Annotated in this window: 18 protein-coding genes; 7 read left to right on the top strand and 11 right to left on the bottom strand. The window is 62.0% G+C overall.

Annotation, left to right across the window (positions count from 1 at the left end; all coding sequences use genetic code 11):
* Window positions 1-139 precede the first annotated feature (139 nt).
* The 8 genes from ACR0KW_RS17420 to ACR0KW_RS17385 form a co-directional block, all read right to left on the bottom strand.
* On the bottom strand, window positions 140-2,770 hold the full coding sequence (locus ACR0KW_RS17420) for a molybdopterin-dependent oxidoreductase (RefSeq protein WP_480806138.1): 2,631 nt from the start codon (window positions 2,768-2,770) through the stop codon (window positions 140-142).
* Window positions 2,767-3,099: a nitrite reductase small subunit NirD gene (gene nirD / locus ACR0KW_RS17415; protein ID WP_480806137.1), complete on the bottom strand. Its 333-nt coding sequence runs from the start codon at window positions 3,097-3,099 to the stop codon at window positions 2,767-2,769. Before nirD ends, ACR0KW_RS17420 begins: the two co-directional genes overlap by 4 nt.
* Window positions 3,096-5,528 carry a nitrite reductase large subunit NirB gene (gene nirB / locus ACR0KW_RS17410; protein ID WP_480806136.1) on the bottom strand — a complete coding sequence of 811 codons (2,433 nt, stop codon included), beginning with the start codon at window positions 5,526-5,528 and terminating at the stop codon, window positions 3,096-3,098. Before nirB ends, nirD begins: the two co-directional genes overlap by 4 nt.
* Window positions 5,529-5,533: 5 nt before the next feature.
* The gene (locus ACR0KW_RS17405) at window positions 5,534-7,219 is read right to left on the bottom strand and encodes an ABC transporter ATP-binding protein (RefSeq protein WP_480806135.1); all 1,686 of its coding nucleotides are present in this window, start codon (window positions 7,217-7,219) and stop codon (window positions 5,534-5,536) included.
* Window positions 7,220-7,224: 5 nt separating this feature from the next.
* Window positions 7,225-8,310: an ABC transporter permease gene (locus ACR0KW_RS17400; protein ID WP_480806134.1), complete on the bottom strand. Its 1,086-nt coding sequence runs from the start codon at window positions 8,308-8,310 to the stop codon at window positions 7,225-7,227.
* 90 nt (window positions 8,311-8,400) lie between these two features.
* Window positions 8,401-9,768: a CmpA/NrtA family ABC transporter substrate-binding protein gene (locus tag ACR0KW_RS17395; RefSeq protein ID WP_480806133.1), complete on the bottom strand. Its 1,368-nt coding sequence runs from the start codon at window positions 9,766-9,768 to the stop codon at window positions 8,401-8,403.
* A 272-nt stretch (window positions 9,769-10,040) separates the two neighbouring features.
* Entirely contained in the window at window positions 10,041-11,213 is a 1,173-nt protein-coding gene (locus ACR0KW_RS17390) for an ABC transporter substrate-binding protein (RefSeq protein WP_480806132.1), read from the bottom strand.
* Complete coding sequence (locus ACR0KW_RS17385; RefSeq protein WP_170328026.1) at window positions 11,210-11,794, bottom strand: ANTAR domain-containing response regulator; 585 nt, start codon at window positions 11,792-11,794, stop codon at window positions 11,210-11,212. The genes ACR0KW_RS17390 and ACR0KW_RS17385 overlap by 4 nt, the downstream gene beginning before the upstream one ends.
* A 285-nt stretch (window positions 11,795-12,079) precedes the next feature.
* Here ACR0KW_RS17385 and ACR0KW_RS17380 point away from each other — a divergent pair, with 285 nt between their 5' ends.
* From ACR0KW_RS17380 to ACR0KW_RS17370, 3 genes are all read left to right on the top strand, one after another.
* Window positions 12,080-13,234 carry a phosphoserine transaminase gene (locus tag ACR0KW_RS17380; RefSeq protein WP_480806131.1) on the top strand — a complete coding sequence of 385 codons (1,155 nt, stop codon included), beginning with the start codon at window positions 12,080-12,082 and terminating at the stop codon, window positions 13,232-13,234.
* Between the two features lie 59 nt (window positions 13,235-13,293).
* Window positions 13,294-14,889, top strand: a complete 1,596-nt coding sequence (serA, locus tag ACR0KW_RS17375) for a phosphoglycerate dehydrogenase (RefSeq protein ID WP_480806130.1) — start codon at window positions 13,294-13,296, stop codon at window positions 14,887-14,889.
* A gap of 117 nt (window positions 14,890-15,006) precedes the next feature.
* Entirely contained in the window at window positions 15,007-15,744 is a 738-nt protein-coding gene (locus ACR0KW_RS17370; RefSeq protein WP_480806129.1) for a metallophosphoesterase family protein, read from the top strand.
* Here ACR0KW_RS17370 and ACR0KW_RS17365 read toward each other — a convergent pair.
* The 3 genes from ACR0KW_RS17365 to ACR0KW_RS17355 all read right to left on the bottom strand — a co-directional run bounded on the left by ACR0KW_RS17365 (window position 15,731) and on the right by ACR0KW_RS17355 (window position 19,399).
* Window positions 15,731-17,248 (bottom strand): malonate--CoA ligase, encoded by a 1,518-nt coding sequence (locus ACR0KW_RS17365; RefSeq protein WP_480806128.1) that lies wholly within the window; start codon window positions 17,246-17,248, stop codon window positions 15,731-15,733. The two genes, ACR0KW_RS17370 and ACR0KW_RS17365, sit on opposite strands and share 14 nt — an antisense overlap.
* A gap of 84 nt (window positions 17,249-17,332) precedes the next feature.
* The gene (locus ACR0KW_RS17360; RefSeq protein WP_480806127.1) at window positions 17,333-18,037 is read right to left on the bottom strand and encodes a GntR family transcriptional regulator; all 705 of its coding nucleotides are present in this window, start codon (window positions 18,035-18,037) and stop codon (window positions 17,333-17,335) included.
* A 9-nt stretch (window positions 18,038-18,046) separates the two neighbouring features.
* On the bottom strand, window positions 18,047-19,399 hold the full coding sequence (locus ACR0KW_RS17355; protein ID WP_480806126.1) for a formimidoylglutamate deiminase: 1,353 nt from the start codon (window positions 19,397-19,399) through the stop codon (window positions 18,047-18,049).
* 81 nt (window positions 19,400-19,480) lie between these two features.
* On the opposite strand from ACR0KW_RS17355, the gene hutI reads away from it, so the two are divergent.
* From hutI to hutU, 4 genes are read left to right on the top strand one after another with little or no spacing between them, the layout of a single operon-like run.
* A complete protein-coding gene (hutI, locus tag ACR0KW_RS17350) occupies window positions 19,481-20,689 on the top strand; it encodes an imidazolonepropionase (RefSeq protein ID WP_480806125.1) in 1,209 nt (402 codons plus the stop codon).
* Window positions 20,686-22,215 carry a histidine ammonia-lyase gene (gene hutH, locus ACR0KW_RS17345; protein ID WP_480806124.1) on the top strand — a complete coding sequence of 510 codons (1,530 nt, stop codon included), beginning with the start codon at window positions 20,686-20,688 and terminating at the stop codon, window positions 22,213-22,215. Before hutI ends, hutH begins: the two co-directional genes overlap by 4 nt.
* Entirely contained in the window at window positions 22,215-23,012 is a 798-nt protein-coding gene (gene hutG, locus ACR0KW_RS17340) for an N-formylglutamate deformylase (protein ID WP_480806123.1), read from the top strand. Before hutH ends, hutG begins: the two co-directional genes overlap by 1 nt.
* Entirely contained in the window at window positions 23,009-24,691 is a 1,683-nt protein-coding gene (gene hutU / locus ACR0KW_RS17335; protein WP_480806122.1) for a urocanate hydratase, read from the top strand. Before hutG ends, hutU begins: the two co-directional genes overlap by 4 nt.
* The last annotated feature ends 53 nt before the right edge of the window (window positions 24,692-24,744 follow it).

Below are 24,744 nucleotides of genomic sequence, written 5' to 3'. Positions count from 1 at the left end.
CCCGTCAACCGCGTCGACAACGCATACGGCGACCGTAACCTCGTCTGCACATGCCCTCCAATGGACGCATACCAAGACGCCGCCGAGTAAACTCAGTTAACGAACAGGCGAAACCCCCGCTCAAAAGGCGGGGGTTTTTCTATTCAGCGGCCTCTTTCTGTTGGGCCGAGGCCAGAAGTGTGGCCAGTTCCGGACGACACGATCCGCAATTGGTTCCGGCCTGCAACGCCTCGCCAATGGCTTCGACCGAGATCAATCCCTGGGTCTCAATCGCTGTCAGGATCGTATTCACCCCGACATCAAAGCAGGAACACAGAATTGGCCCCGGGTCTGGCATGTCTGCCGGGGCGCGGCCCGACAGCAGGCCCAGATTGGGCACCTGCGGCAGCGTCGCCAGATAGTCCCGCATCACCGCAACCGGTTGGGGCGAGACAAACAGCGCCGCAACCAGCCGTCCATTTTGGTGGCAGACCAGACGGGCCACGCCGCGGGCCGGGTCCTCGACCGCAGTGATTTCTGCATCCGGCAACCCGAAAAGGTCGCGGGCTGCAACGTGCCAGTCTTCGACGGGGTGCAGCCCCGCCAGTTCTGCGCGATAACCGGTTTTCGTTGGGCTCTGAGCCCAGTAATCGCAGCTTGGGCTCATCTCCCGGTCGGAGACTGCGAACCCGTACCATTTGGCGTTGAACCGGGTGACATGCACGACCGACGCCTTGCTTTCGGGCTGGCCCGAAACCGGGTCGGTTGCCGCCGCTACCACCGCGTCGATGCGGGCTGAGGGTGCGGTTTCTCCGGTCCAGTGGATCGGGGCAAAGACCTGACCCTGCGTGACATCCCTGTTGATCCGCGCGCGCAGAATGGCCTTGCCGTGCGGGCTGCTCACCTCGACCAGATCGGCGGCACTGATCTTTTGCGACCGGGCGTCATCCGGGTGAATGTCCAGAAACGGCTCGGGCAGATGTGCCGACAGGCGCGGCGACAGCCCGCTGCGGGTCATCGTGTGCCACTGGTCGCGCAGACGTCCGGTGTTCAGCCAGAACGGATAGCGCGGGCCGGTTTTAGCCGCAGGTGCGCGCCATTTGACCGGTAACAGCTTGGCTTTGCCATCTGCGTGAAAGAATTGCCCATCCGCAAAGAACCGTCCGCCCTGTCGCGCGGCGGTCACCGGCCAGCGCGTCGGCTCCAGGGCCTCATATCCGGATGTGTCAAGTTCGGCCCAGCCCGAGATATCGAAATCTTTGCCAAACCGTGCCGCCACGCCAGACAGTGCCGCATGCTCGCGGAAAATCTCGCCGGGGCTTTGATAGTCAAAGGCCGAGGTCCAGCCCATCCGCCGCCCAACCTCGCACAGGATGTTCCAGTCGGCGCGGGCCTGTCCGGGGGCGGTCAGAGCTGCGCGCTGGCGGCTGATGGTGCGGTCGGAATTGGTGACGGTGCCGTCTTTCTCGGCCCAGGCCAAGGCGGGCAGCAGCACATCGGCCAGTCGTGCCGTATCGGTGCGGTCGGTGATGTCCGAGACGACCGTGAAAGGGCAGGCGGCGATGGCGTCGCGCACCGCGTCGGCCTCGGGCATGGACACGGCGGGGTTGGTGTGGATCACCCACAGCGCCTTGATCCGCCCGTCACCGATGGCGCGGAACATGTCTACCGCTTTCAGGCCGGAGGCTTCGGGCATAGCGGGCGCCGACCAGAAATCGCGCACCGCGGCGCGGTGGTCGGCGTTTTCGATATCCAGATGGCAGGCGAGCATGTTGGCGAGCCCACCAACCTCGCGCCCGCCCATGGCGTTGGGCTGACCGGTCACGGACAGAGGGCCGCAACCCGGTTTACCGATGCGACCGGTGGCCAGATGGCAGTTGAGGATTGCGTTGACCTTGTCACTGCCCGACGTGGATTGGTTCACCCCTTGGCTGAAGATTGTGACCACCTTCTCGGTGCCGGTCCACATATCGCAGAACGTCGCGATTTCATCCGGGTTCAGCCCGGTGACCGTGACGTTGTCGGCTCGCGCGCTGTCCAGCGCCGCATGAAAGCCGGTTGTGTGGGGCAGGAAGTCCATATCCACCAGCCCACGTACGTCGATCTCAGTTAGCAGGTGGTTGAACAGCGCCACGTCGCTGCCCGCTGCCAGTGGTAGATGCAGGTCTGCGCTGTCGCAGGAGGCGGTGCGGCGCGGATCGATCACCACGATCTTGGTGCCGCGCGCCTGCCGTGCCGCCATCAGGCGCTGATACAGAACCGGATGGCACCAGGCTAGATTGGACCCGACCAGAACCACCAGATCGGCCTCGTCGATATCCTCATAGGTGCCGGGGACGGTGTCTGTGCCGAAGGCGCGTTTGTGCCCCGCGACGGTTGAGGCCATGCAGAGCCGCGAATTGGTGTCGATATTGGCCGAGCCGATGAAGCCCTTCATCAGCTTGTTGGCGACGTAGTAATCCTCGGTCAGCAACTGGCCCGAGACATAAAAGGCCACCGAATCCGGCCCGTGTTCGGCGATGGTGTCGCGGAACCGGTCGGCGACCAGCTGCAGCGTATCGTCCCAGCCGGTTTCGACACCCGAGACGCGCGGGGCCAGCAGGCGGTGCGACAGGCCGATGGTTTCGGCCAGCGCGGAACCCTTTGAACAGAGCCGCCCGTGGTTGGCCGGGTGGTCCGGGTCACCGGTGACCGTCAGGCCTCCGGCACCGTCAGGCTGCAGCAGTACACCACAGCCGACCCCGCAATAGGGGCAGGTCGAGCGCTTGGCGCAGGCGGTCAGATCCTTCACGCTGCGCTCCTTTGCCTCAGCGAGGTGCTGTCGAGCAGGATGCGGTCGCCGTCCAGCTGCACCGGGTAGGTGGCAATCTGCCCATCATCCGCGCCTTGGGCCTGACCGGAGTTCAGGTCGAACACCCAATTGTGCAGCGGGCAGGTGACGGACTGGCCGTGCACGATGCCTTCGGACAGCGGCCCGCCCTTGTGGGGGCAGTGGTCAGAGGCGGCGAAGACTTCATTCTCTGCCGTGCGAAACAGGGCGATACAGCCGACCGGTGTTTTCACAACCCGCGCACCACGCACGGGGATGTCGTTGATATGTCCGATGTCGATCCAGCTCATTCTGCGGCCTCCAATGTCAGATCGGCCATGGGCGCAAAGCGCGGGGCCTCTTTGGCCTGCTCGGCCCATGGGTCTTTGCGATAGATGGACTGGCTGAGTTCGAAGCGCTCAACTAGCGCGCGGCGGTTGTCGAGATCATCCACCACGGTTTCCTTGATCCAGTCGAGACCGACCTTCGCCATCCATTTATACAGACGGTCCAGATACTTGCCGCCCTCGCGATAGGCTTGAGTGACGGCCATCACGACCTCGATGGCTTCGTCTTCGGTGGGGACCTGCACCAGCAGTTCGGTTTCCTTGACATCCATGCCTGCTGCGCCACCGATGCTGATCTGATAGCCGCTGTCCACACAAACCACGCCGATATCCTTGCAGGTGGCCTCGGCGCAGTTGCGTGGGCAGCCCGAGACCGCCAGCTTCAGCTTGTGCGGCGTCCACGAGCCCCACAGGATTTTCTCAAGCTTCACGCCGAGGCCCGTGCTGTCTTGCGTTCCGAACCGGCAGTGATCGGTGCCGACGCAGGTTTTCACCGTGCGCAGACCCTTGGAATAGGCGTGGCCCGAAACCAGCCCGGCCTTGTTCAGATCGGACCAGATGTAAGGCAGGTCAGATCCTTTCACGCCCAGCAGGTCGATCCGCTGGCCGCCGGTCACCTTGACGGTGGGCACATCGTATTTCTCGGCCGCGTCGGCAATGGCGCGCAGTTCGGCCGGGTTGGTGATGCCGCCCCACATGCGGGGTACGACACTGAACGTGCCATCCTTCTGAATGTTGGCGTGTTTGCGTTCGTTGACGAAACGGCTTTGCGGGTCGTCCTGGTATTCCACCGGCCAGTCGGCCAGCAGGTAGAAATTCACCGCCGGGCGGCAGACATGGCAGCCGTTCAGCGTTTTCCAACCCAGCTCCTGCCAGACGGCCTCCTGACTTTTCAGCTCCTGCGATTTGATCAGACGGCGGACGTCTTCATGGGTCAGGTCGCAGCAGCCACAGATGGGCTGCGCGGTGGGCATCTGGAATTCGTCGCCCAGCGTGACCTGTAACAGTTGCTCGACCAGGCCAGTGCATGTCCCGCAGGACGCGCTGGCCTTTGTGGTTGTGCGGATCGCGCCCAGATCGGTCGCTCCACCTTCGATAGCAGAGGTAATGTCGGATTTGCACACGCCGTTGCAGCCACAGATTTCCGCCTCAGGCGGCAATGCTGCAACGGCTGAGAGAGGGTCCGCAGAGCCGCCCCCCTGATAGGCCGGGCCGAATATCAGCGTCTCGCGCATTTCGGAGATATCCTCGCCATCACGGATCAGACCAAAGAACCAGTTGCTGTCGCTGGTGTCGCCATACATCACCGCGCCGACCAGCTTGTCGTCCTCAAGCACCAGCCGCTTGTAGACGCCGCGTGCCGGGTCGCGGAAGACGATGTCTTCGCGGGTATCGCCTTCAGCGAAGTCGCCTGCGCTGAACAGGTCGCAACCGGTTACTTTCAGTTTGGTGGACAGGGAACGCTGTTTGAACGCCGCCTTTTCGCCCAGCAGGGTCTGCACCAGCACCTTGGCCTGGTCATAAAGCGGCGCGACAAGGCCAAATACCTCGCCTTGATGTTCGACACATTCACCGACGGCAAAGATACCGGCATCCGAGGTGATCATTTGATCGTCCACATGGATGCCCCGACCGACGGCCAGGCCCGTCTCCTGAGCCAGCGCGGTGTTGGGCCGGATACCCACGGCCATCACCAGCAGGTCGCAGGGCAGTTCGGTGCCATCGTCCAGCACCAGCGCGCGGGCCTTGCCGTTCTCGCCCGCAATCTCGGTGGATTTGGCGTTGAGTAGAACGGTGATGCCTTTTTCTTCCAGCGATTTCTTCAGCAGGTAGCCTGCGGCAGGGTCCAGCTGACGCTCCATCAGGTGGCCCATGATATGCACCACGGTCACGTCGGCCCCTCGCGCGGCCATGCCTGCGGCGGCCTCAAGGCCCAGCAAGCCGCCGCCGATCACGACGACCTTGTTGCCCGCGGCCATGCCCATCATCTGCTCGGTATCTTCCAGATCGCGATAGGCGATCACACCGTCCAGATCATGCCCCGGCATCGGGATCATGAAGGGGTTGGAACCGGTGCCGAAAATCAGCTTGTCATAAGGCACATGGCCGTTCTCGCCTTCGACCACTTTCAACTCGCGGTCAATCTTGACCACCTTCTCTCCAAACCGGCAGGTGATGCCACGCTCGGCGTACCACGCGTCGTCATGGGTGACGATCTCTTCGTAAGTCTGATCACCGGCCAGAACCGGGCTCAGCATGATGCGGTTGTAGTTCCCGCGCGGCTCGGCGTTGAAAAGGGTGATGTCAAATGCATCGGGTGCGGCGTCGGTCAGGTGTTCCAGCACCCGGCCCGAGGCCATGCCGGCTCCGATGACCACTAGTTTCTGTTTCATGTCATTCACTCCGCGGCAATGGCTTTGGGGGAAGGGGTTTTCGGCTTGGGCTTTGCGCCGTGCTCGTATTCCTCGAGGAAATCCAACACCTCTTGCCGGTATTCGTAGTAATCGGGATGGGCCAGCAGCGCCTTGCGGGTGCGCGGGCGCGGCAGGTCGACATTGGTGATCTTGCCGATCGTGGCCTGCGGGCCGTTGGTCATCATCACCACGCGGTCGGCCAGCAGGATCGCCTCGTCCACGTCATGGGTGACGCAGATGGTGGTGACTTTGGTGCGGGACCAGACCTCCATCAGCACTTCCTGCAGCTCCCAACGGGTGAGGCTGTCGAGCATCCCGAAGGGTTCATCCAGCAGCAGCAGTTTCGGAGACAGGGCAAAGGCACGGGCGATGCCCACACGCTGACGCATGCCGTTCGACAGATCAGCGGCGGACTTGTCCATCGCATCGGCCAGACCGACCCGCTCAAGGTAGTACTCGACCACGTCCTGACGCTCGGCCTGGCTGGCGCGCGGATAGACGCGGTCCACACCGACCGAGACGTTCTCCTTGGCGGTCAGCCAAGGGAACAGCGAGGGCGACTGGAACACCACGGCGCGTTCCGGGTCAGCCCCTTCGACATGGCGACCGTCCAGCTTGATCGCGCCTTTCGAAATTTCATTCAGACCGGCGGCCATGGTCAGCACGGTGGACTTACCGCAGCCAGAGTGGCCGATCAGCGAGATGAACTCACCCCGGTTGAGCTTGAGGTTGAAATCCTCGACCACGGTCAGCGGCCCTTTGGGCGTGGGGTAGACCTTGTGCAATTGGCTGAAGTCCAGATAGCGTTCGTCGATCAGGCCCGTCTGCGCCTCTTTCACCGCAGCAGGTACACCGTGGATCGGGGTGACATCGGGCAGGGTTTTGGTGCCTTCGACCTTGGCCTCGATGCCCACATCCATCAGGTATTTGGTGACCTCGCCGCGCAGCGCCTTGAACGTCTCATCATGGTTCATGGCCGAGCGGTCGCGGGGGCGGGGGATCGAGACTTTGAACTCGGTCCCCAAGGTGCCATCGGGGTTCAGCGGGATGATGCGGTCGGCCAGCAGGATCGCCTCGTCCACGTCATTGGTGATCAGAACACAGGTCTTGCGGTTCTCTTCCCAGATCTTTTCGATCTCTTCCGCCAGATTGCCCCGGGTCAGCGCGTCCAGCGCCGACAAGGGTTCGTCCAACAGCAGGACCTCGGGGTCCATCGCCAAAGCACGGGCCACGTTCACGCGCTGACGCATCCCGCCCGACAGTTCGGCGGGGCGGCGACCGGCGGCGTGGCTGAGCCCCACCATCTTGATGTAGTGGGCGACCTTTTCCTCTTTCTCGGCCTTGGGCATCTTGGGAAAGACCGCATCCACGGCCAACCGTACATTGCCCGTCACCGTCAGCCACGGCATCAGCGAATAGTTTTGGAAGATCACCCCCCGTTCCGGCGCAGGACCGGTGATCGGAGCGTCGCGAAAGGAGACCCTGCCCTTGGACGGGAACTCGATCCCCGCCATCAGGTTGATCAGCGTGGTCTTGCCGGTGCCGGAAAAGCCCAGCAGCACCACGAACTCACCTTCCTGAACCGAGAGGTTGATGTCCTTCAGCACATCCGTCGCGGCAGTACCCGTACCGAAGGACTTGCTGACGTTCTTGAATTCCATCACTGCCATGTCGATCACCGGTTGTTCGAGAAGGTGAACAGGGACTGCAGCGCGTACATCACGCGATCCAGCAGGAAGCCGATGATGCCGATGGTGAAGACGGCCACCATGATCTTGGCGAGCGAACTGGAGGAACCGTTCTGGAACTCATCCCAGACGAACTTGCCCAGTCCGGGGTTCTGGGCCAGCATCTCGGCCGCGATCAGGACCATCCAGCCGACACCCAGTGACAGGCGCAGACCGGTGAAGATCAGCGGCAGGGCCGAGGGCAGCACCAGCTTGGTGATCTTGGTGTAGGTGTTCATTTTCAGAACTTTGGACACGTTCACCAGATCCTTATCGATCGACGCCACACCCAGCGAAGTGTTGATCAGCGTGGGCCACAGCGAACACAGCGTGACGGTGATGGCCGAGATCAGGAAGGACTTGGCGAACCAGCCGTCATTGGTGACATAAACGGCCGAAACGATCATCGTCACAATCGGCAGCCAGGCCAGCGGTGAAACCGGTTTAAAAATCTGGATCAGCGGGTTCAGCGCCGCATTTGCGGTGGGCGACAGGCCTGCCGCGATGCCCAGCGGAACGGCCACGATTGTGGCGATCAGAAAGCCAAAGAACACCGTTTTGATCGAGGTCCAGATCTGGTTGTAATAGCTCGGCGCGCCGGTATAGGCGACTTCCTTCACCTTTTCGGGCTGACCCGCGTCGATGAATTTCTGGTTCCGCTTTTCGACCATCGCCTCGAACTTGGCCTTCTTGGCGGCTTTGGCCTGTGCGTCCTGATGCAGGCTGACGGCCTCAGACCAGACCTGAGCCGGTCCGGGGACAGCCCCAAGCGAGGTCTGCACCTTGGGCGCCAGCGTGCCCCAAAGCAGCAAGAACGCGCAGATGGCTAGCAGTGGCACGGCCAGCAGACGCCAGATTTCACCCATCTGGGCGCGGGGGTTGTCGCCTGCGGCGGCGCGCAGAACAGGGGTGATCCAGGACAAGCCCAGAACCTGAAACCATTTGTCGGCGGCGTTGATTCGGGTGAACAGGCGGGCGCGACGCGCCTCGCGTTCAGCTTCGGATGAAAGTGTATCGTGGTCGATGGCGGTCATCTTGCGGTCTCCTGGCCCGGATCGGTGCCCGGGCGGGGTGAAATTCTGTTGATGTGGAAGACCCCGGCCATTCAGGCCGGGGCGAAGGCCTTAGCCCTGAACTTCGGCGCCGACGACGACCTGCTCGCCCTTCAGGCCAATCGGCAGGCTTTGCAGGTAGGCGTTGGGCTGGCGGGCGTCATAGGGAATGCCGTCGATGATATCCTCGGCGGGCGCCGGAGCTTTGTAGCCGTCGCTGTCCCAGGGGAAGTCGGCCTCATTCGCCAGACCTTCGTCCACCAGCATGCGGGCGGCGTCCAGATAGATGTCCGGGCGATAGACCGACTTGGCGACCTCGTCATACCACGCGTCCGTCTGCGGCTCGGCGATCTGGCCCCAGCGGCGCATCTGGGTCAGGTACCAGATGGCGTCGGAATAGAACGGGTAGGTCGCGTTATAGCGGAAGAACACGTTGAAATCGGGCACGTCCCGCTTGTCGCCTTTCTCATATTCGAACGTCCCGGTCATCGAGTTGGCGATCACGTCGTAATCGGCACCCACATATTCCGGCTGGCTCAGCATCTCGACTGCAGCGGGGCGGTTGGCGTTGTCATTTTCATCCAGCCAGATCGCGGCCCGGATCAGGGCCTTGGTCACGGCGCGGGTGGTGTTGGGGTATTCCTCGGCAAACTCGGCGGTGATGCCGAAGACCTTTTCCGGGTTGTTCTTCCACAGCTCGTAGTCGGTGATGACCGGCACACCGATGCCTTTGAACACGGCCTGCTGGTTCCACGGCTCACCCACGCAGTAACCATAGATGGTGCCGGCTTCCAAAGTCGCAGGCATCTGCGGCGGAGGCGTCACCGAAAGGAACACATCTGCGCCGATCTGGCCGGTCACGTCTTCGGGGCTGTAATAGCCGGGGTTCAGACCACCGGCAGCCAGCCAGTAACGCAGTTCATAGTTATGGGTCGAGACCGGGAAGACCATGCCCATGTTGAACGGCTTGCCTTCGGATTTGTACTTTTCAACCACCGGAGCCAGTGCCTCGGCCGAGATCGGGTGTTGCGGGCGACCGTCCTCCATCACCGGGATGTTCGGCTTCATCTCTTCCCAGATCGCGTTCGACACGGTGATGCCGTTGCCGTTCAGGTCCATCGAGAAGGGGGTGACGATGTGCGCTTCGGTGCCATAACCGATGGTCGCGGCCAGCGGCTGACCGGCCAGCATATGCGCGCCGTCCAGCTGTCCGTCGATCACGCCGTCCAGCAGCACTTTCCAGTTGGCTTGCGCTTCGAGCGTCACGAACAGACCTTCGTCCAGGAAGTAGCCGTTTTCGTAAGCCACGGCCAACGGGGCCATGTCGGTCAGTTTGATAAAGCCGAAGGTCAGCTCGTCTTTTTCCAGTTCCAGCGTCTCGGCCATGGCCGGGCTGATCAGGGCGGTGGTGGCGACAAGGCCTGCAAGGAATTTCTTCATGTGGGTCTGTCCCTTTTCTTGGTCCCGGGGATGCCGGGGATGAAAAACAAAAAGCCGCTGCACGCTCTGGCCGGGAGGACGTGGCCAGAGTGTGAGCGGCTTTGCTCAGTCGATCCCAAACTTTGGGAAGAAGTTCATCGACACACGCCATTGCGTGCCGTTGAGATCAGATTCGAAGAAACCCGGGCGCGGCTCAAGCAGTTTTGCTGCAATGCGGCGTAATTTTCTGCGATTGCGCTGTATGGTGCCGGAGGCTGCCTAATTTTTAGGCGTCAGATATCCTGTGGGTCAAAAATGCGCCCGTCCAGAAACGCGTCCCGTTTCAGCGACAGCTGTCCGTTATGCGAGGCGACGGGGGTGGTTTCCCGAATCGCGCCTTCGAGTTTTTCCGACGCGCCGGGCAGGTCGGCCCCGATATCGGCCAGCTGATTGCGGTAGATATCACTGCGAAACACGCTGCCCGCCTGCGCCCGCGCCAGATGCGGGTCCAGTCCGTACCGTGCGGCCAGACGCTGGGCGATCCACTTGGCCTGACTGCGCCATGGAAAGTTCGCCGCCCCGTCGTGGAATTCGAGGAATCCAGGAACTTCGCGCTGCTCTGCCTGCCCCGAGATTGTGAACCGGCCCGAAAGCGCGCGGTCGATCAGTTCAGAGGGCAGGTTCAGGTAGGTGTCGCGCGCCAGTATCTCGGCGGCGGCGGTTTGGCTGCCCGGCTGGCCCAGCCAGCGCCCGGCCCGCCAGACGGCCCGCATCAGTTTGCCCAGCAGATGCGGTTCGGTCTCGGCCCACTCGGTGCGTACCGCCAGCACCTTTTCCGGGGCAAAGGCCCAGATCGCCTGACCGGGCAGCAACAGCGCCCCCGCCTGCGATTCCACCGCGACCGAGCCCCAGGGCTCACCCACACAGAACGCATCCACATCCCCTTCGGCCAGCGCCTGCGCCATCAATGGTGGGGGAATGGTGCGCACTTCGACCCCGACCTCTGACAATTCGGTGGCCTCAAGCCAGCAATGCAGCAGTTCCACATGCAGCGAGAAGGGAAAGGGGACACCAAACACCAAAGGCCGATCCGCGACTGAGGCCAGCGCAGCGGCGGCCTCGAACGGGTCGTGGAAGTCGAAACCATAGCCCGTCTCGCGCAGGCGGGTTTCCAAGGCGCGGCTGACGCCGATGACGTCTCCGTTCACCGACAGGACCGAGACGGCGGACAGGGACTGGGTCACCCCGCCAAGCCCCAGCGCCATCGCCACAGGTACCGGTGACAGCAAATGCGCCGCATCCACCCGGCCAAAGGCCAGCATGTCGCGAACGGATGACCAGGAGGGCGCGGCAATCAGCTCCAGCTCAACCCCTTCGGCGCGGGCGAGACCCATCTCATGCGCCACGATCAGAGGCGCGGCATCGACCAATGGCACATAGGCGACGGGCAGGGTGACCGCATTCATGACAGCAGCCCCGATGCGGTGACCAGCGCCTCGGCCACATCGGCGACGCGGCGGCCCTGATCCATGGCGGCCTTGCGCAATAAGGCATAGGCCTCTTCTTCCTCGATCCCGCGCGCCTTCATCAGCAACCCCTTGGCGCGGTCGATCACCTTGCGTTCTTCCAACGCGCGTTTGGTCTCGGCCAGTTCGCGGCGCATCTGGCGGACAATCTGGAAGCGGGCAATGGCGGCGTCCAGTACCGGTTTCAACCGGTCGGGCTGCATCCCGTCCACCACATAGGCGGACAGCCCGGCCTCGATCGCGGTTGAGGCCAAATCCCCCGCCGCGCCCGACACGAACATGGCCACCGGGCGCTCCAACGGCCCCGAGGCCAGAGTTAGTTCCTCAAGCATGTCGCGAGTGGGGTTGTCGATATCGATCAGCACCACATCTGGCACCAGCGCCGCGATCTTGCGCGCCAGGCTCGAGACATTGCCGATCACATGCACATCATAAGACCCGGACGCTTTCAGCGCGTCGACGATGGCGATCGCGCGTTCGCGGTCTTCTTCTACAACGACAATGGTCAGGGTGTCTGGCATGGCTTCTTTTCACCGGCGCGTTGCCTGTTCACAAGAGATCGGGCGCGATTCTGTCCATGTCCCGCCGTCACTGCCTAAAAAACAGTCAAATGCTTCCAGTGTGGCGTCCGGAAGCCATCGATTTGCCGCCTATCGGAAACTTGTGACCGCAAGCGATACGAATGAAGTCGTCGTTTTCTGCTTCCAAAGCGTCTTTTTTGCTTGCTGCACCGCGGCGCGCTTTCTAGGTGTTGAGGTGGGACACCCCTCCCCAACGAGGGGCGTGTATCTGGAAGGGTAATACACATGACCATCGAACAACCGGCAACGCGGCCGGCGAATCCGCGTTTTTCCTCTGGCCCCTGCGCCAAACCCCCCACATTTGAACTGTCCAAACTGGCCGACGCTGCATTGGGTCGATCGCACCGTGCCGCGGTCGGCAAGGACAAGCTGAAGGCTGCGATCGAGGGCACGCGCGAAGTTCTGGGCATTCCGGCGGACTACAAGATCGGCATCGTTCCCGCCTCGGACACCGGTGCGGTCGAGATGGCGCTGTGGTCGCTGTTGGGCGAACGCAAGGTCGAGATGCTGGCCTGGGAAAGCTTTGGCTCGGGCTGGGTCACCGACGTGGTCAAGCAACTGAAGATCGATGCCGAGGTGAAAACCGCGGATTACGGGCAGATCGTGGATCTGGCCTCGGTCGATTTCGCCAATGATGTTGTGTTTACATGGAACGGTACGACCTCGGGCGTGCGGGTTCCCAATGGCGACTGGATCGCCGACGACCGTCAGGGTCTGACGATTTGTGATGCGACCTCGGCCGCCTTTGCGATGGACCTGCCCTGGGACAAGCTGGATGTGACCACGTTTAGCTGGCAGAAAGTGCTGGGCGGTGAGGCCGCGCACGGGATGCTGATCCTCAGCCCCCGCGCGGTGGAACGGCTGGAGAGCTATACCCCCGCATGGCCGCTGCCGAAGATTTTCCGCCTGACCAAAGGCGGCAAGCTGATCGACGGCATTTTCACAGGGGCCACTATCAACACGCCGTCCATGCTGGCGGTCGAGGATTACCTGTTCGCACTGGACTGGGCGCGCTCGGTCGGTGGCCTGCAAGGGCTGATCGCCCGTGCCGATGCCAATGCCGGAGCCGTGCACGCGTTCTGTGACCAGAATGATTGGATCACCAATCTGGCCGAGGATGCGGCGACGCAGTCGAACACCTCGGTTTGCCTGAAATTCACCGACGCGCGCATTCAGGACGGTGCCACTTTCGCCAAGGCTGTCGCCAAACGGCTTGAGGTCGAGAATATCGCGCTGGACATCGGCGCCTATCGCGACGCGCCTGCGGGCCTGCGCATCTGGTGTGGCGGCACGGTCGAGACCTCGGACATCGAGGCGATGCTGCCCTGGTTGACCTGGGCCTTCGAGGCCGAGATCGCGGCGCAAACCGAAGCCGCCTGACCTATTCCACCGGGCCATATCTGGCCCGGACTTCCCATACAATTCAAGGACCAGAGAATATGGCCCCCAAAGTACTCGTATCTGACAAGCTCAGTGAAACCGCCGTGCAGATCTTCCGCGATCGCGGCATCGACGTGGATTTCATGCCCGATCTGGGCAAGGACAAGGACAAGCTGGCCGAGGTGATCGGTCAGTATGACGGCCTTGCCATCCGCTCGGCCACCAAGGTCACGCCGACCATTCTGGAAAAAGCAGCCAACCTGAAGGTCATTGGCCGGGCCGGGATCGGCACCGACAATATCGACAAGGAAGCGGCCTCGAAAAAAGGTGTGATCGTGATGAACACACCATTTGGCAACATGATCACCACAGCCGAGCACGCCATTGCGATGATGTTCGCCGTGGCGCGGCAAATCCCTGAGGCCAGCACCTCGACCCATGCGGGCAAGTGGGAGAAGTCCAAGTTCATGGGGATCGAGCTGACCAACAAGACCCTCGGTGTCATTGGTGCGGGCAACATTGGCGGTATCGTCTGTGAACGCGCGCTGGGCCTGAAGATGAAAGTCGTCGCCTATGATCCCTATCTGGGCGAAGAGAAGGCGGCCAAGATGGGTGTCGAGAAGGTCGAGCTGGACGAGCTGCTGTCGCGCGCCGATTTCATCACCCTGCACGTGCCGCTGACCGATCAGACCCGCAATATCCTCAGCCGTGAGAACCTCGCCAAGACCAAGAAGGGCGTTCGCATCATCAACTGTGCCCGCGGTGGTCTGGTCGACGAAGGGGCGCTGGCGGAGGCGCTGACTTCCGGTCATGTAGCGGGCGCGGCCTTTGACGTATTCAGCGAGGAACCGGCGAAGGACAACGCCCTGTTCAATCTACCGAACGTGGTCTGTACCCCCCACCTCGGCGCAGCAACAACCGAGGCGCAGGAAAACGTGGCGCTACAGGTGGCCGAGCAGATCTCGAACTATCTTCTGACCGGGGCGGTGGAAAACGCGCTGAACATGCCCAGCGTCACCGCCGAAGAGGCCAAGGTAATGGGGCCGTGGATCAAGCTGGCCAGTCATCTGGGCAGCTTCATCGGTCAGATGACGGATGAGCCGGTGCAGGCGATCAACATCCTCTATGATGGTGTGGCCGCTGAAATGAACCTGGCCGCGCTGAACTGTTCCGTCGTTGCCGGGATCATGAAAAAGTTCAACCCCGAGGTGAATATGGTGTCGGCCCCGGTTGTCGCGAAAGAGCGCGGGATTCAGCTGTCCACCACCAATCAGGACAAGACCGGTGTCTTTGATGGCTACATCAAGGTCACCGTTGTGACCGACAAGCGCGAACGGTCGATCGCTGGCACCGTGTTCAGCGACGGCAAACCGCGTTTCATCCAGATCAAAGGCATCAATATCGACGCCGAGGTGGGCGCGCATATGCTTTATACCACCAACGAAGACGTGCCGGGCATCATTGGTACTCTGGGCCAGACCATGGGCGAGAATGACGTGAATATCGCCAACTTTACCCTCGGCCGGTCCGAGGCGGGCGGAGAGGCCATCGCGTTGCTTTATGTGGATGAACCGGTTCCGGCCGAGGCACGCGCCAAGCTGGCGGAGACAGGGCTGTTCACCCAGATCAAACCGCTGGAGTTCGATGTCGCCTGAGCGGTGTTGAAATTCTGAGACAATCCATACCCACGCCAGCCGAGGCGCGGGTATTCTCTTTTCCTGCGGCTTGAATTGCGCCACAAGCAGGGTATTCACTTTGCCCAAGGATTTTTTATGGCTTCCCCCATCTACGCCGTTGGCGACATTCACGGTCAGCTTGGAATGCTGGAACACGCGTTGCGCCTCATTGAACAGGATGGCGGGCCGGATGCACGGATTGTGTTTCTTGGGGATTATGTGGACCGCGGTCCCGACAGTCGTGGTGTGTTGGACCTGCTGATCGAAGGGCAGCGCGCGGGTCGGAACTGGATCATGGTCAAGGGCAACCACGACCGGATGATGGCCCGGTTCGTGCAGGACTGTGAAATCGCCGACAATCGCCTGCCCATAACGCTCAGCTGGCTTCACCCGCGTCTGGGCGGGCGGGAAACGCTGGGTTCATACGGGGTCGAAGTCGTGGATGAAGACCGCATCTTTCAGGTCAACGAACGTGCCTGCGCTGCGGTTCCGCCCGCACATATCGACTTCATCAATGCGCTGCCTTTGTATCATCAGGAGGGTGAGCTGCTGTTTGTTCACGCGGGCATTCGCCCCGGCATTCCGCTGGAACAACAGGCCGAGGACGATCTGGTCTGGATACGCCACGAGTTTCTGCGTGATCCCGGCCCGCATCCGTGGCTGGTGGTGCACGGGCACACACCGGTGGACCGGGCTGAACATTGCGGCATCCGGATCAATCTGGATGCGGGTGCGGGCTATGGCCGTACGCTGGCCACGGCGGTTTTCGAAGGCCGCGACTGCTGGCTGCTGACCGAGGCGGGACGGGTGCCGCTGACCCCTAGCCCTTGGTGAACAGGTCTTTGTAGTCCTCGCGCAGGACGTTTTTCTGTACCTTGCCCATGGTGTTGCGCGGCAGTTCATCCAGCACAATCAGCTTGCGGGGATGTTTAAACCGGGCCAATGCGTCCTGCACATTGGCCAGAATGGCCTCGGGGTCGGGGCTCTGTCCCGGCTCGGGCACCAGAATACCCACCGGGGTTTCGCCGAAATCCGGGTGCGGCACTCCGATCACCGCGCTTTCCAGCACGCCGGGCTGGTCATCAAGCACCAGTTCGACCTCTTTGGGATAGATGTTGTAGCCACCCGAGATGATCAGGTCCTTACCCCGGCCAACGATATGGACATAGCCGTCCTCATCCACACGCCCCAGATCGCCGGTGATGAAGAACCCGTCTGGCCGCAGTTCGGCGGCAGTTTTCTCGGGCATCTGCCAGTAGCCCTCAAAGACATTCGGGCCGCGCACCTCGATCATGCCGATCTCACCCTGCGGCAGGGTTTCCCCGGTTTCGGGATCGGTCACCTTTAGGTCCACATCCGGCAGGGGGAAACCAACCGTGCCCGCGCGCCGCTCGCCTTCATAGGGGTTCGAGGTGCTCATGTTGGTTTCGGTCATGCCATAGCGTTCAAGGATGCGGTGGCCGGTGCGGGTTTCAAACCGTTCGTGTGTCTCGGCCAGCAACGGGGCCGAGCCCGATATGAACAGCCGCATATGCCGTGCCAGATCGCCGGTGAACCGGTCATCGTCCAGCAAGCGGGTATAGAAGGTCGGCACCCCCATCATCGAGGTGGCCTGCGGCATCAGGCGCAGCATGTCCTCACGGTCGAATTTCGGCAAAAAGATCATCGACCCGCCGGAGGCAAGGATTACATTGGTCGCCACAAACAGCCCGTGGGTGTGAAAGATCGGCAGGGCGTGCAGCAGCACGTCATCGGCTGTGAACCGCCATTCCTGCACCAGCGTCTCGGCATTCGACAATAGGTTGGCCTGCGTCAGCATCGCGCCCTTGGATCGCCCGGTGGTGCCGGAAGTATAAAGGAAGGCTGCTAGATCGTCCTCGGCGCGGCGAACAGGCTCGAACGCGGGCAACATGCCCATGGACCGCCGCATCAGACTACCGGACCCGTCGGCGTTCAGTGTCTCTAATCTTGCATTTTGGGCCGCGGCGATGGGAGCGAGCCCTTCGGCTTTAGCATCGTCGCACACAACCAGCTTGGCACCGCTGTTTTCGATGAAATACTGCAACTCGGCCGTGGTGTAGCCGGTGTTGAGTGGCAGAAAGATCAGCCCGGTCTGAGCGCAGGCGGCATAGAGCGCCAGTGCCTCGGGTGATTTTTCAACCTGTACCGCCACCCGTTCGCCGGGTTCCAGCTCATACCCGGTCAGCGCATTGGCGATCCGCGCGGCCATATCCAGAAAGGCGGCATGGGTCAGGGTCTGACCATCGGGCAGGTGCAGAAATGGAGTGCTCTTGCCCGCGTGAATGCCAAACAGCCGGTCATAAAGCGGGTTGCCCATGTCGTCATTCCTTTGCGCCTGCTCAATACGGGGCCGAATCTGTCCCGGATTGGTTGGACGGTAAAGCGGAAAACGGGCTGGAGATCAGAATTCCGTGGTCATCCGGTAGCCTGCGGCAAAGAACATCTTGGCAAAAGTCACCGGTTCTCCCTGCAGCCATGTGATCCGCTCACCGGTAAAGACCGGCTCGCCCTCGGGGACGTCCAGAAACCCCGCAATCGTGGCATCGGCGCGGCTGGCCAGAAAGCTCAACTCGACATTGGTGAAGGGCACCGTCTGGATCAGCCATTCATTCGGTCCGAGCTGCGAGAAATCGGTTTGCTCCACCTGCGGGACCGAGGCAGTGACGATCCAGCGGTCCTCGTATTGAAACGGGGTGTTGCCGTTGAAATGCATACAGCGCACATGCACCACGTTTTGCCCCGGTGCCAGGGCCAGACGGGCGCTGAGCCACTCGGGCGCAGGCTCTGAGACAGAGGAAACCAGCGCATAGCGATAGGTGCCGCCCAGTGCCTCGACCTCATCCCGGACCATGGGAATGGTGAAACGCGCCTGCCGTTGCGGGGCGCTTGCTACGCGCGTGCCGGCCTTGCGGCGACGTTCCAGATAGCCCTCGTCGGCCAGCTCCCGCAGGGCCCGGTTGACCGTGGTGCGGGTGCACGAGAACTCGACCGCAAGCTCCTGTTCGTTGGGCAACAGCGCATCGGGCTGCCATTCGCCGGACCGGATGCGTGCCAGCACGGTCTGCTTGATGTCTTTGTAACTGGTTGTGTCGCTGGATTGAGGCATTGCGCAGCTTTAGACCGAGGCCAACAGGTCCGCAATCGCGGATCGGTAAGCGGGGATGATCCGGTCGCGGGAAACATGGCGGCCCTGTTTCACCCTATGCCGCCCGGCAGACCACAGATCGGTGACCAACCCGTCGGGTGCGGCGAAACACAGCCCGTCCAACAACTGATCATCGCTGAGCGCGCAGAGGGTCGGGTGGTCGCGGTTAATTGCCACCAGATCGGCCAGCTTGCCCTCGGCAATCTTACCCGCGTTGCGCCCAAGGGCCTGCGCGCCGCCCAGTGCTGCCTTGGTGTAAAGCGCGTGACCAACCGACCCCTCGCTGACCAGAACGGCCCGCTGCTGGTCGCGCAGGCGTTGTGAATATTCCAGTGTGCGCAGTTCTTCGGGCAGAGAGATCTTAATGTTAGAGTCTGAACCAACCCCAAAACGACCACCTTCAGCGACATATACCGCGCCGTTGAAGATTCCGTCACCCAGGTTAGCCTCGGTGATTGGACACAGACCAGCGACGGCCCCCGACCGGGCCAAGGCGGCAGTTTCAGCGTCGGTCATGTGGGTCGCGTGGATCAGGCACCACCGTGCATCTACCGGCACGTTGTCCAGCAGCCAAGCCACCGGGCGCTGACCCAGCACGGCCTGAACATCGGTGACCTCCTGCACTTGTTCGGCGATGTGGATATGCACGGGGCCGTCGGGTGTGACCCTTAGCACCTCGGTCAGATCCGTGGACGAGGTTGCGCGCAGAGAATGTGGTGCAATTCCCATTTTAGAGTCTGTTTCTGGCAATGCAGGGCGGCAATCATCGACCAGTTCGAGGAACCGCGCCACATCGTTGCCGAACCGCAGCTGCCCGCCCGAGAGAGCCTCCTGTTTGACGCCGCCATAGGTGTAGAGCACGGGCAAATGGGTCAGGCCGATCCCCGTTTGCTGTGCGGCGGCGAAAATGCGTTGGCTGAGTTCTGACAGTTGGTCATAGGGCGCACCGCCGGGTTGGTGATGGACATAGTGGAACTCACCAACCGAGGCGTACCCAGCCTCCTGCATCTCCATGAACACCAGCGCGGCGATGGCTTCGATCTGCTCCGGCGTCAGACGGTCCAGAAAGCGGTACATCAGGTTGCGCCAGGTCCAGAAACTCTCGCGCCCGGCCGCTCGGGTTTCGGTCATCCCGGCCATGGCCCGCTGAAAAGCGTGGGAGTGCAGGTTCCCCAGGGCGGGCAACAGCACATCGACCCGCTCGTCCGCGGGCTCAGCAATGGCTTGTGTCTGTATGTGTCGGATGCGCCCCTGATCGATCTCGATCCGCACATCATGAACCCAATCAGAGCCTAATAAGGCTGTTTTTGCGTGGATCGGCATTTCGACTCCAATTTGTGTAGACTTTATACTTTTACACGTATACGAAAAAATCAAGCAAGAGGGGAGGCGAAAAGAATCGCCATGACCAGAAAATCGGTCTTTACCAGTGCCGCGATGGCCACGATGTCCGAGGGCGATACGCCCTATGGGCTCTGCCGGGATGCGGCGATTGTCATCGATGGCGCAGATATCGTCTGGGCTGGAGAGAAAAAGGCCTTGCCCGCCGACTACGCCAGTTGGCCGGTTGAGGATTTCGGCACCCGGCTGATCACGCCCGCCCTGATCGATGCCCACACCCACGTGGTGTTCGGCGGCAACCGCGCGACAGAGTTCGAGATGCGCTTGAACGGGGCCTCGTATGAGGAAATCGCGCGTGCAGGCGGCGGTATCCTGTCAACGGTGAACGCTACGCGGTCGGCCAGCGAAGAAGAGCTACTTGTCGACGCTCTGACGCGGGTGGATGCGCTGATGGACGAAGGCGTCTGCACCATCGAGGTCAAATCCGGCTATGGGCTGGATACGGAAACTGAACTCAAGATGCTGCGCGTGGCCCGTCGGATCGGCGAAGCCCGTCCGATCCGGGTCAGAACCAGCTTTCTGGGCGCCCATGCGGTGCCGCCCGAATATGCAAACCGGGCCGATGCGTATATCCAGGAGGTCTGTATCCCGACGCTGCGCGCCGCCCATGTCGAGGGGTTGGTGGACGCAGTGGACGGGTTCTGCGAAGGGATCGCCTTCACTCCCGCCCAGATCGCGCGGGTGTTCGATGTGGCCCAAGAACTGGGCCTGCCGGTAAAACTCCATGCCGAGCAACTGTCCAATCTGGGTGGCGCCCGGCTGGCGGCCTCGTACGGCGCCTTGTCAGCGGATCATATCGAGTATCTGGACGCTGAGGGCGTGGCGGCCATGGCGCAGGCAGGTTCCGTGGGAGTTCTGCTGCCGGGTGCGTTCTATACGCTGCGGGAAACGCAGGTGCCTCCGGTTGATCTGCTGCGTCAGCATCGGGTGCCGATGGCGCTGGCGACGGATTGCAATCCCGGTTCCTCGCCGCTGACTTCGCTGTTGCTGACGATGAACATGGGCTGCACGTTGTTTCGTATGACGCCCGAGGAGGCTCTGTCCGGTGTCACCCGAAACGCCGCGCGCGCGTTGGGGATCAGTGATGCGGGCACGATTATGCCGGGGCAGCGGGCGGATCTGGCGGTTTGGAACGTCGCACATCCGGCCGAGCTGTCCTATCGCGTCGGCTTCAACCCTCTGCACAAACGACTATTTGGAGGGCTGGAATGACGCCTCTGTCTTTGCAACCCGGTCAGGTGACGCTGGCACAACTGGCCCAGGTCTATTGGGAACAACCCGCCGTTTCGCTGGACCAAGAGTGTAAGCCCGCTGTCGAGGCGGCGGCGCGGCGCATTCAGGCCGCCGCTCAGGGCGAGGCTGCGGTGTATGGTGTCAACACAGGCTTCGGCAAACTGGCCAGTCACAAGATCGCGCCCGAAGATACCTCGACCCTGCAGCGCAACCTGATCCTCAGCCATTGTTGCGGTGTCGGTCCTGCCGTGCCCCGCCGCGTGGCGCGGCTGATGATGACGCTCAAGCTGTTGTCCTTTGGCCGCGGCGCCTCGGGCGTGCGGTGGGAGTTGGTCGAGCTGCTGCAGCAGATGCTGGCGCGCGGTGTGACACCCGTGATCCCGGCGCAGGGGTCCGTGGGCGCGTCGGGGGATCTGGCACCGCTGGCCCACATGACCGCAGTGATCATCGGTGCGGGTGAGGCCGAGGTGAACGGAGACATCCTGCCGGGCGCTCAGGCGTTGAATTTGGTCGGGTTAGAGCCGATTCAACTGGGCCCCAAGGAAGGTCTGGCCTTCATCAACGGCACTCAGTTTTCAACCGCTTTCGCGCTTGCTGGTCTGTTCGACGCCTGGAGCACGGCGCAAAGCGCATTGGTCATTTCTGCCCTGTCGACCGATGCGATCATGGGATCCACCGCGCCTCTGCGGCCCGAAATCCACACTCTTCGCGGCCATCGCGGCCAGACCGAGGCCGCCAGCGCCATGCGCGCCGTTCTGGCCGGGTCGGAAATCCGGGAAAGTCACCGGGAAGGCGACACGCGCGTGCAGGACCCGTATTGCATCCGTTGTCAGCCGCAGGTCACTGGAGCCGCTATGGATGTCATGCGTCAGGCCGCTGCGACGCTTGAGATCGAAGCCAACGCCGCCACTGACAATCCTTTGGTTCTTGAGGATGGGATCGTCTCGGGCGGCAATTTCCATGCCGAACCCGTTGGCTTTGCCGCCGACATGATCGCGCTGGCCCTTTCCGAGATCGGGGCCATCGCGCAGCGACGTATTGCGCTGATGGTGGATCCGACGCTCAGCTTTGACCTGCCGCCGTTCCTGACGCCCGATCCGGGGCTGAATTCGGGTCTGATGATCGCCGAGGTGACAACCGCTGCGCTGATGAGCGAGAACAAGCATCTGGCAAATCCCTGCGTCACCGACAGCACCCCAACTTCGGCCAATCAGGAGGATCACGTCTCGATGGCCGCACATGGCGCGCGACGCCTGACCCGGATGGTCGAGAACCTGAACTACATTCTGGGGGTCGAACTGCTCTGCGCGGCGCAAGGGGTCGAGTTTCGGGCGCCGCTGAGCACCAGCGACCCGCTGCAGCAGGTTATCGCGCGGGTGCGGGCGGACATTCCCGCGCTGGCCGAGGATCGCTATCTGGCGCCAGACTTGGAGGCCGTAAAACAATTGGTGGCCGACGGCGTGATCCTTGGTGCCGTGAACACCCCAATGCCGGAGCTGATGTGATGCAGGTGGTCAGTGTAGAGCGCGGGGACAGCCCGATTGTGCTGGGCCAGCCCCATGGCGGGACCTTCGTGCCCGATGACATTACGGCCCGCTTCAATGACACAGGGCGCGCGCTGGCGGACACGGATTGGCACATAAACAGGCTCTATGAAGGGGTATTGGCCGATGCGACCGTGGTGCAATCCCATGTCCATCGCTATGTCATCGACGCCAATCGCGATCCCGAAGGGGTGTCGCTTTATCCCGGACAGAACACAACAACGCTGGTGCCTTTGACCGATTTCGATGGACAGTCGATCTGGCAGGATGGTCAGGAACCCTCAGTCGACGAGATCGACCAGCGACGACAGGCCTATCACGCGCCCTACCACGCGGCGCTTGCCGAGGAACTGCAGCGCGTGCGCGACCGTCATGGTGTGGCGATCCTGTTTGATTGCCATTCGATCCGCAGCCGTATTCCCTACCTTTTCGACGGCACTTTGCCAGATATGAATATCGGAACGGATGGCGGCGCGACTTGCTCGCCCAAAATAGAGACTATTTCAAAGGAATTAGCAGATTCCTCCCCCTATAGCACCGTCCTGAACGGCCGGTTCCGGGGCGGATGGACCACGCGCCACTATGGCCGCCCGGCCGAAGGCATACACGCCATTCAGATGGAGTTGGCGCAGTCCACCTATCTGACCACTGAGGCTGCGCCTTGGAGCTATGACACAGCCAAAGCCGACCGCCTGCGCCGCTGTTTGCGCGACATTCTGAATGCCATCCAAGACACCGCATTGGAGCTTACGCCATGACCGACCCTCGCAAGAACACCCGCGATATCTTTCCGCCGACCGGCCCTGAGCTGAATGCCAAGAGCTGGGTGACCGAGGCGCCTCTGCGGATGCTGATGAACAACCTGCACCCCGATGTGGCCGAAAACCCGCATGAGTTGGTGGTCTATGGCGGCATCGGTCGCGCCGCGCGGACGTGGAAGGATTTCGATACTATTGTGGCCGGTTTGAAGGATTTGGAGGAGGACGAGACTCTGATCGTCCAATCCGGCAAACCCGTTGCGATCATCCGCACGCATAAGGATGCGCCGCGAGTGCTGATTGCCAACTCCAACCTTGTGCCGCACTGGGCAACCTGGGACCATTTCAATGAGCTCGATAAGAAGGGCCTCATGATGTACGGCCAGATGACCGCTGGCTCGTGGATCTATATCGGCACGCAGGGCATCGTTCAGGGCACCTATGAGACCTTTGCCGAGGCCGGTCGTCAGCACTATGGCGGCGATCTGACCGGCAAGTGGATTCTGACTGGGGGCCTTGGCGGCATGGGCGGCGCGCAGCCGCTGGCCGCTGTCTTTGCCGGGGCCTGTTGTCTGGCGGTCGAATGCAACCCCGACAGCATCGACTTCCGCCTGCGCACCAAATACCTCGACGAAAAGGCGGAAACGCTGGACGAAGCTTTGGCGATGATCGACCGCTGGACCAAGGCGGGCGAGGCAAAATCGGTTGGTCTGCTAGGCAATGCCGCCGAGGTTTTCCCCGAGATTTATCGCCGCATGGCCGAAGGGGGGATGCGCCCAGATATCGTCACTGACCAGACCAGTGCCCATGATCCGATCAACGGGTATTTGCCCTTGGGTTGGACGATGGCGCAATGGCGTGAAAAGCGGGAAACAGACCCTAAAGCAGTGGAAAAAGCCGCACGGGCTTCGATGAAACAGCACGTGGCGGCGATGGTCGATTTCTGGAATGCGGGCGTTCCGACGCTGGATTACGGCAACAACATCCGGCAGGTCGCGCAGGATGAAGGGTTGGAGAACGCCTTTGCCTTCCCCGGCTTTGTACCGGCCTATATTCGTCCGCTGTTCTGCAAGGGGATCGGTCCGTTCCGCTGGTGTGCCTTGTCCGGCGACCCCGAGGACATCTACAAGACCGACGCCAAGATGAAGGAGCTGTTCCCCGAGAACGAACACCTGCACCGCTGGCTCGACATGGCGCAGGAGCGGATCGCGTTTCAGGGCCTGCCCGCGCGTATCTGCTGGATCGGGCTGGGGGATCGTCACCGTGCCGGGCTGGCCTTCAACGAGATGGTCGCCAAGGGTGAGCTGAAAGCGCCGGTTGTCATTGGCCGCGACCATTTGGACAGCGGTTCGGTCGCCAGTCCAAACCGCGAAACCGAGGCGATGCTGGACGGCTCGGACGCGGTCTCTGATTGGCCTTTGCTGAACGCGTTGATCAACACCGCCAGCGGCGCAACCTGGGTATCGCTGCATCACGGCGGCGGGGTCGGCATGGGGTTCAGCCAGCACGCGGGCGTGGTGATCTGTGCCGACGGCACCGAAGACGCCGCCCGGCGGCTGGAGCGGGTTCTGTGGAACGATCCGGCTTCGGGCGTTTGGCGTCATGCGGATGCGGGGTACGAGATTGCCAAGGATTGCGCCCGAGCACATGGTCTGCGCCTGCCCGGCATCCTGGGGTAGGCGCATAAGGTCTCTGGTGAATTGGCTGTCTCTGCGATATGCGCAGAACAGCC

It is taken from the genome of Ruegeria sp. CG11 (assembly GCF_056537245.1).
Note: the sequence above shows the minus strand (reverse complement) of the source record. Positions and strands in the feature narration are given on the sequence as shown.

What these genes read in the sequence shown, in the direction of transcription:
- nirD (WP_480806137.1), bottom strand. Translation starts at nt 3,099, where the DNA reads ATGAGCTGGATCGACATCGGACATATCAACGACATCCCCGTGCGTGGT.
- nirB (WP_480806136.1), bottom strand. Translation starts at nt 5,528, where the DNA reads ATGAAACAGAAACTAGTGGTCATCGGAGCCGGCATGGCCTCGGGCCGG.
- ACR0KW_RS17405 (WP_480806135.1), bottom strand. Translation starts at nt 7,219, where the DNA reads ATGGCAGTGATGGAATTCAAGAACGTCAGCAAGTCCTTCGGTACGGGT.
- ACR0KW_RS17400 (WP_480806134.1), bottom strand. Translation starts at nt 8,310, where the DNA reads ATGACCGCCATCGACCACGATACACTTTCATCCGAAGCTGAACGCGAG.
- ACR0KW_RS17395 (WP_480806133.1), bottom strand. Translation starts at nt 9,768, where the DNA reads ATGAAGAAATTCCTTGCAGGCCTTGTCGCCACCACCGCCCTGATCAGC.
- ACR0KW_RS17390 (WP_480806132.1), bottom strand. Translation starts at nt 11,213, where the DNA reads ATGAATGCGGTCACCCTGCCCGTCGCCTATGTGCCATTGGTCGATGCC.
- ACR0KW_RS17385 (WP_170328026.1), bottom strand. Translation starts at nt 11,794, where the DNA reads ATGCCAGACACCCTGACCATTGTCGTTGTAGAAGAAGACCGCGAACGC.
- ACR0KW_RS17380 (WP_480806131.1), top strand. Translation starts at nt 12,080, where the DNA reads ATGACCATCGAACAACCGGCAACGCGGCCGGCGAATCCGCGTTTTTCC.
- serA (WP_480806130.1), top strand. Translation starts at nt 13,294, where the DNA reads ATGGCCCCCAAAGTACTCGTATCTGACAAGCTCAGTGAAACCGCCGTG.
- ACR0KW_RS17370 (WP_480806129.1), top strand. Translation starts at nt 15,007, where the DNA reads ATGGCTTCCCCCATCTACGCCGTTGGCGACATTCACGGTCAGCTTGGA.
- ACR0KW_RS17365 (WP_480806128.1), bottom strand. Translation starts at nt 17,248, where the DNA reads ATGGGCAACCCGCTTTATGACCGGCTGTTTGGCATTCACGCGGGCAAG.
- ACR0KW_RS17360 (WP_480806127.1), bottom strand. Translation starts at nt 18,037, where the DNA reads ATGCCTCAATCCAGCGACACAACCAGTTACAAAGACATCAAGCAGACC.
- ACR0KW_RS17355 (WP_480806126.1), bottom strand. Translation starts at nt 19,399, where the DNA reads ATGCCGATCCACGCAAAAACAGCCTTATTAGGCTCTGATTGGGTTCAT.
- hutI (WP_480806125.1), top strand. Translation starts at nt 19,481, where the DNA reads ATGACCAGAAAATCGGTCTTTACCAGTGCCGCGATGGCCACGATGTCC.
- hutH (WP_480806124.1), top strand. Translation starts at nt 20,686, where the DNA reads ATGACGCCTCTGTCTTTGCAACCCGGTCAGGTGACGCTGGCACAACTG.
- hutG (WP_480806123.1), top strand. Translation starts at nt 22,215, where the DNA reads ATGCAGGTGGTCAGTGTAGAGCGCGGGGACAGCCCGATTGTGCTGGGC.
- hutU (WP_480806122.1), top strand. Translation starts at nt 23,009, where the DNA reads ATGACCGACCCTCGCAAGAACACCCGCGATATCTTTCCGCCGACCGGC.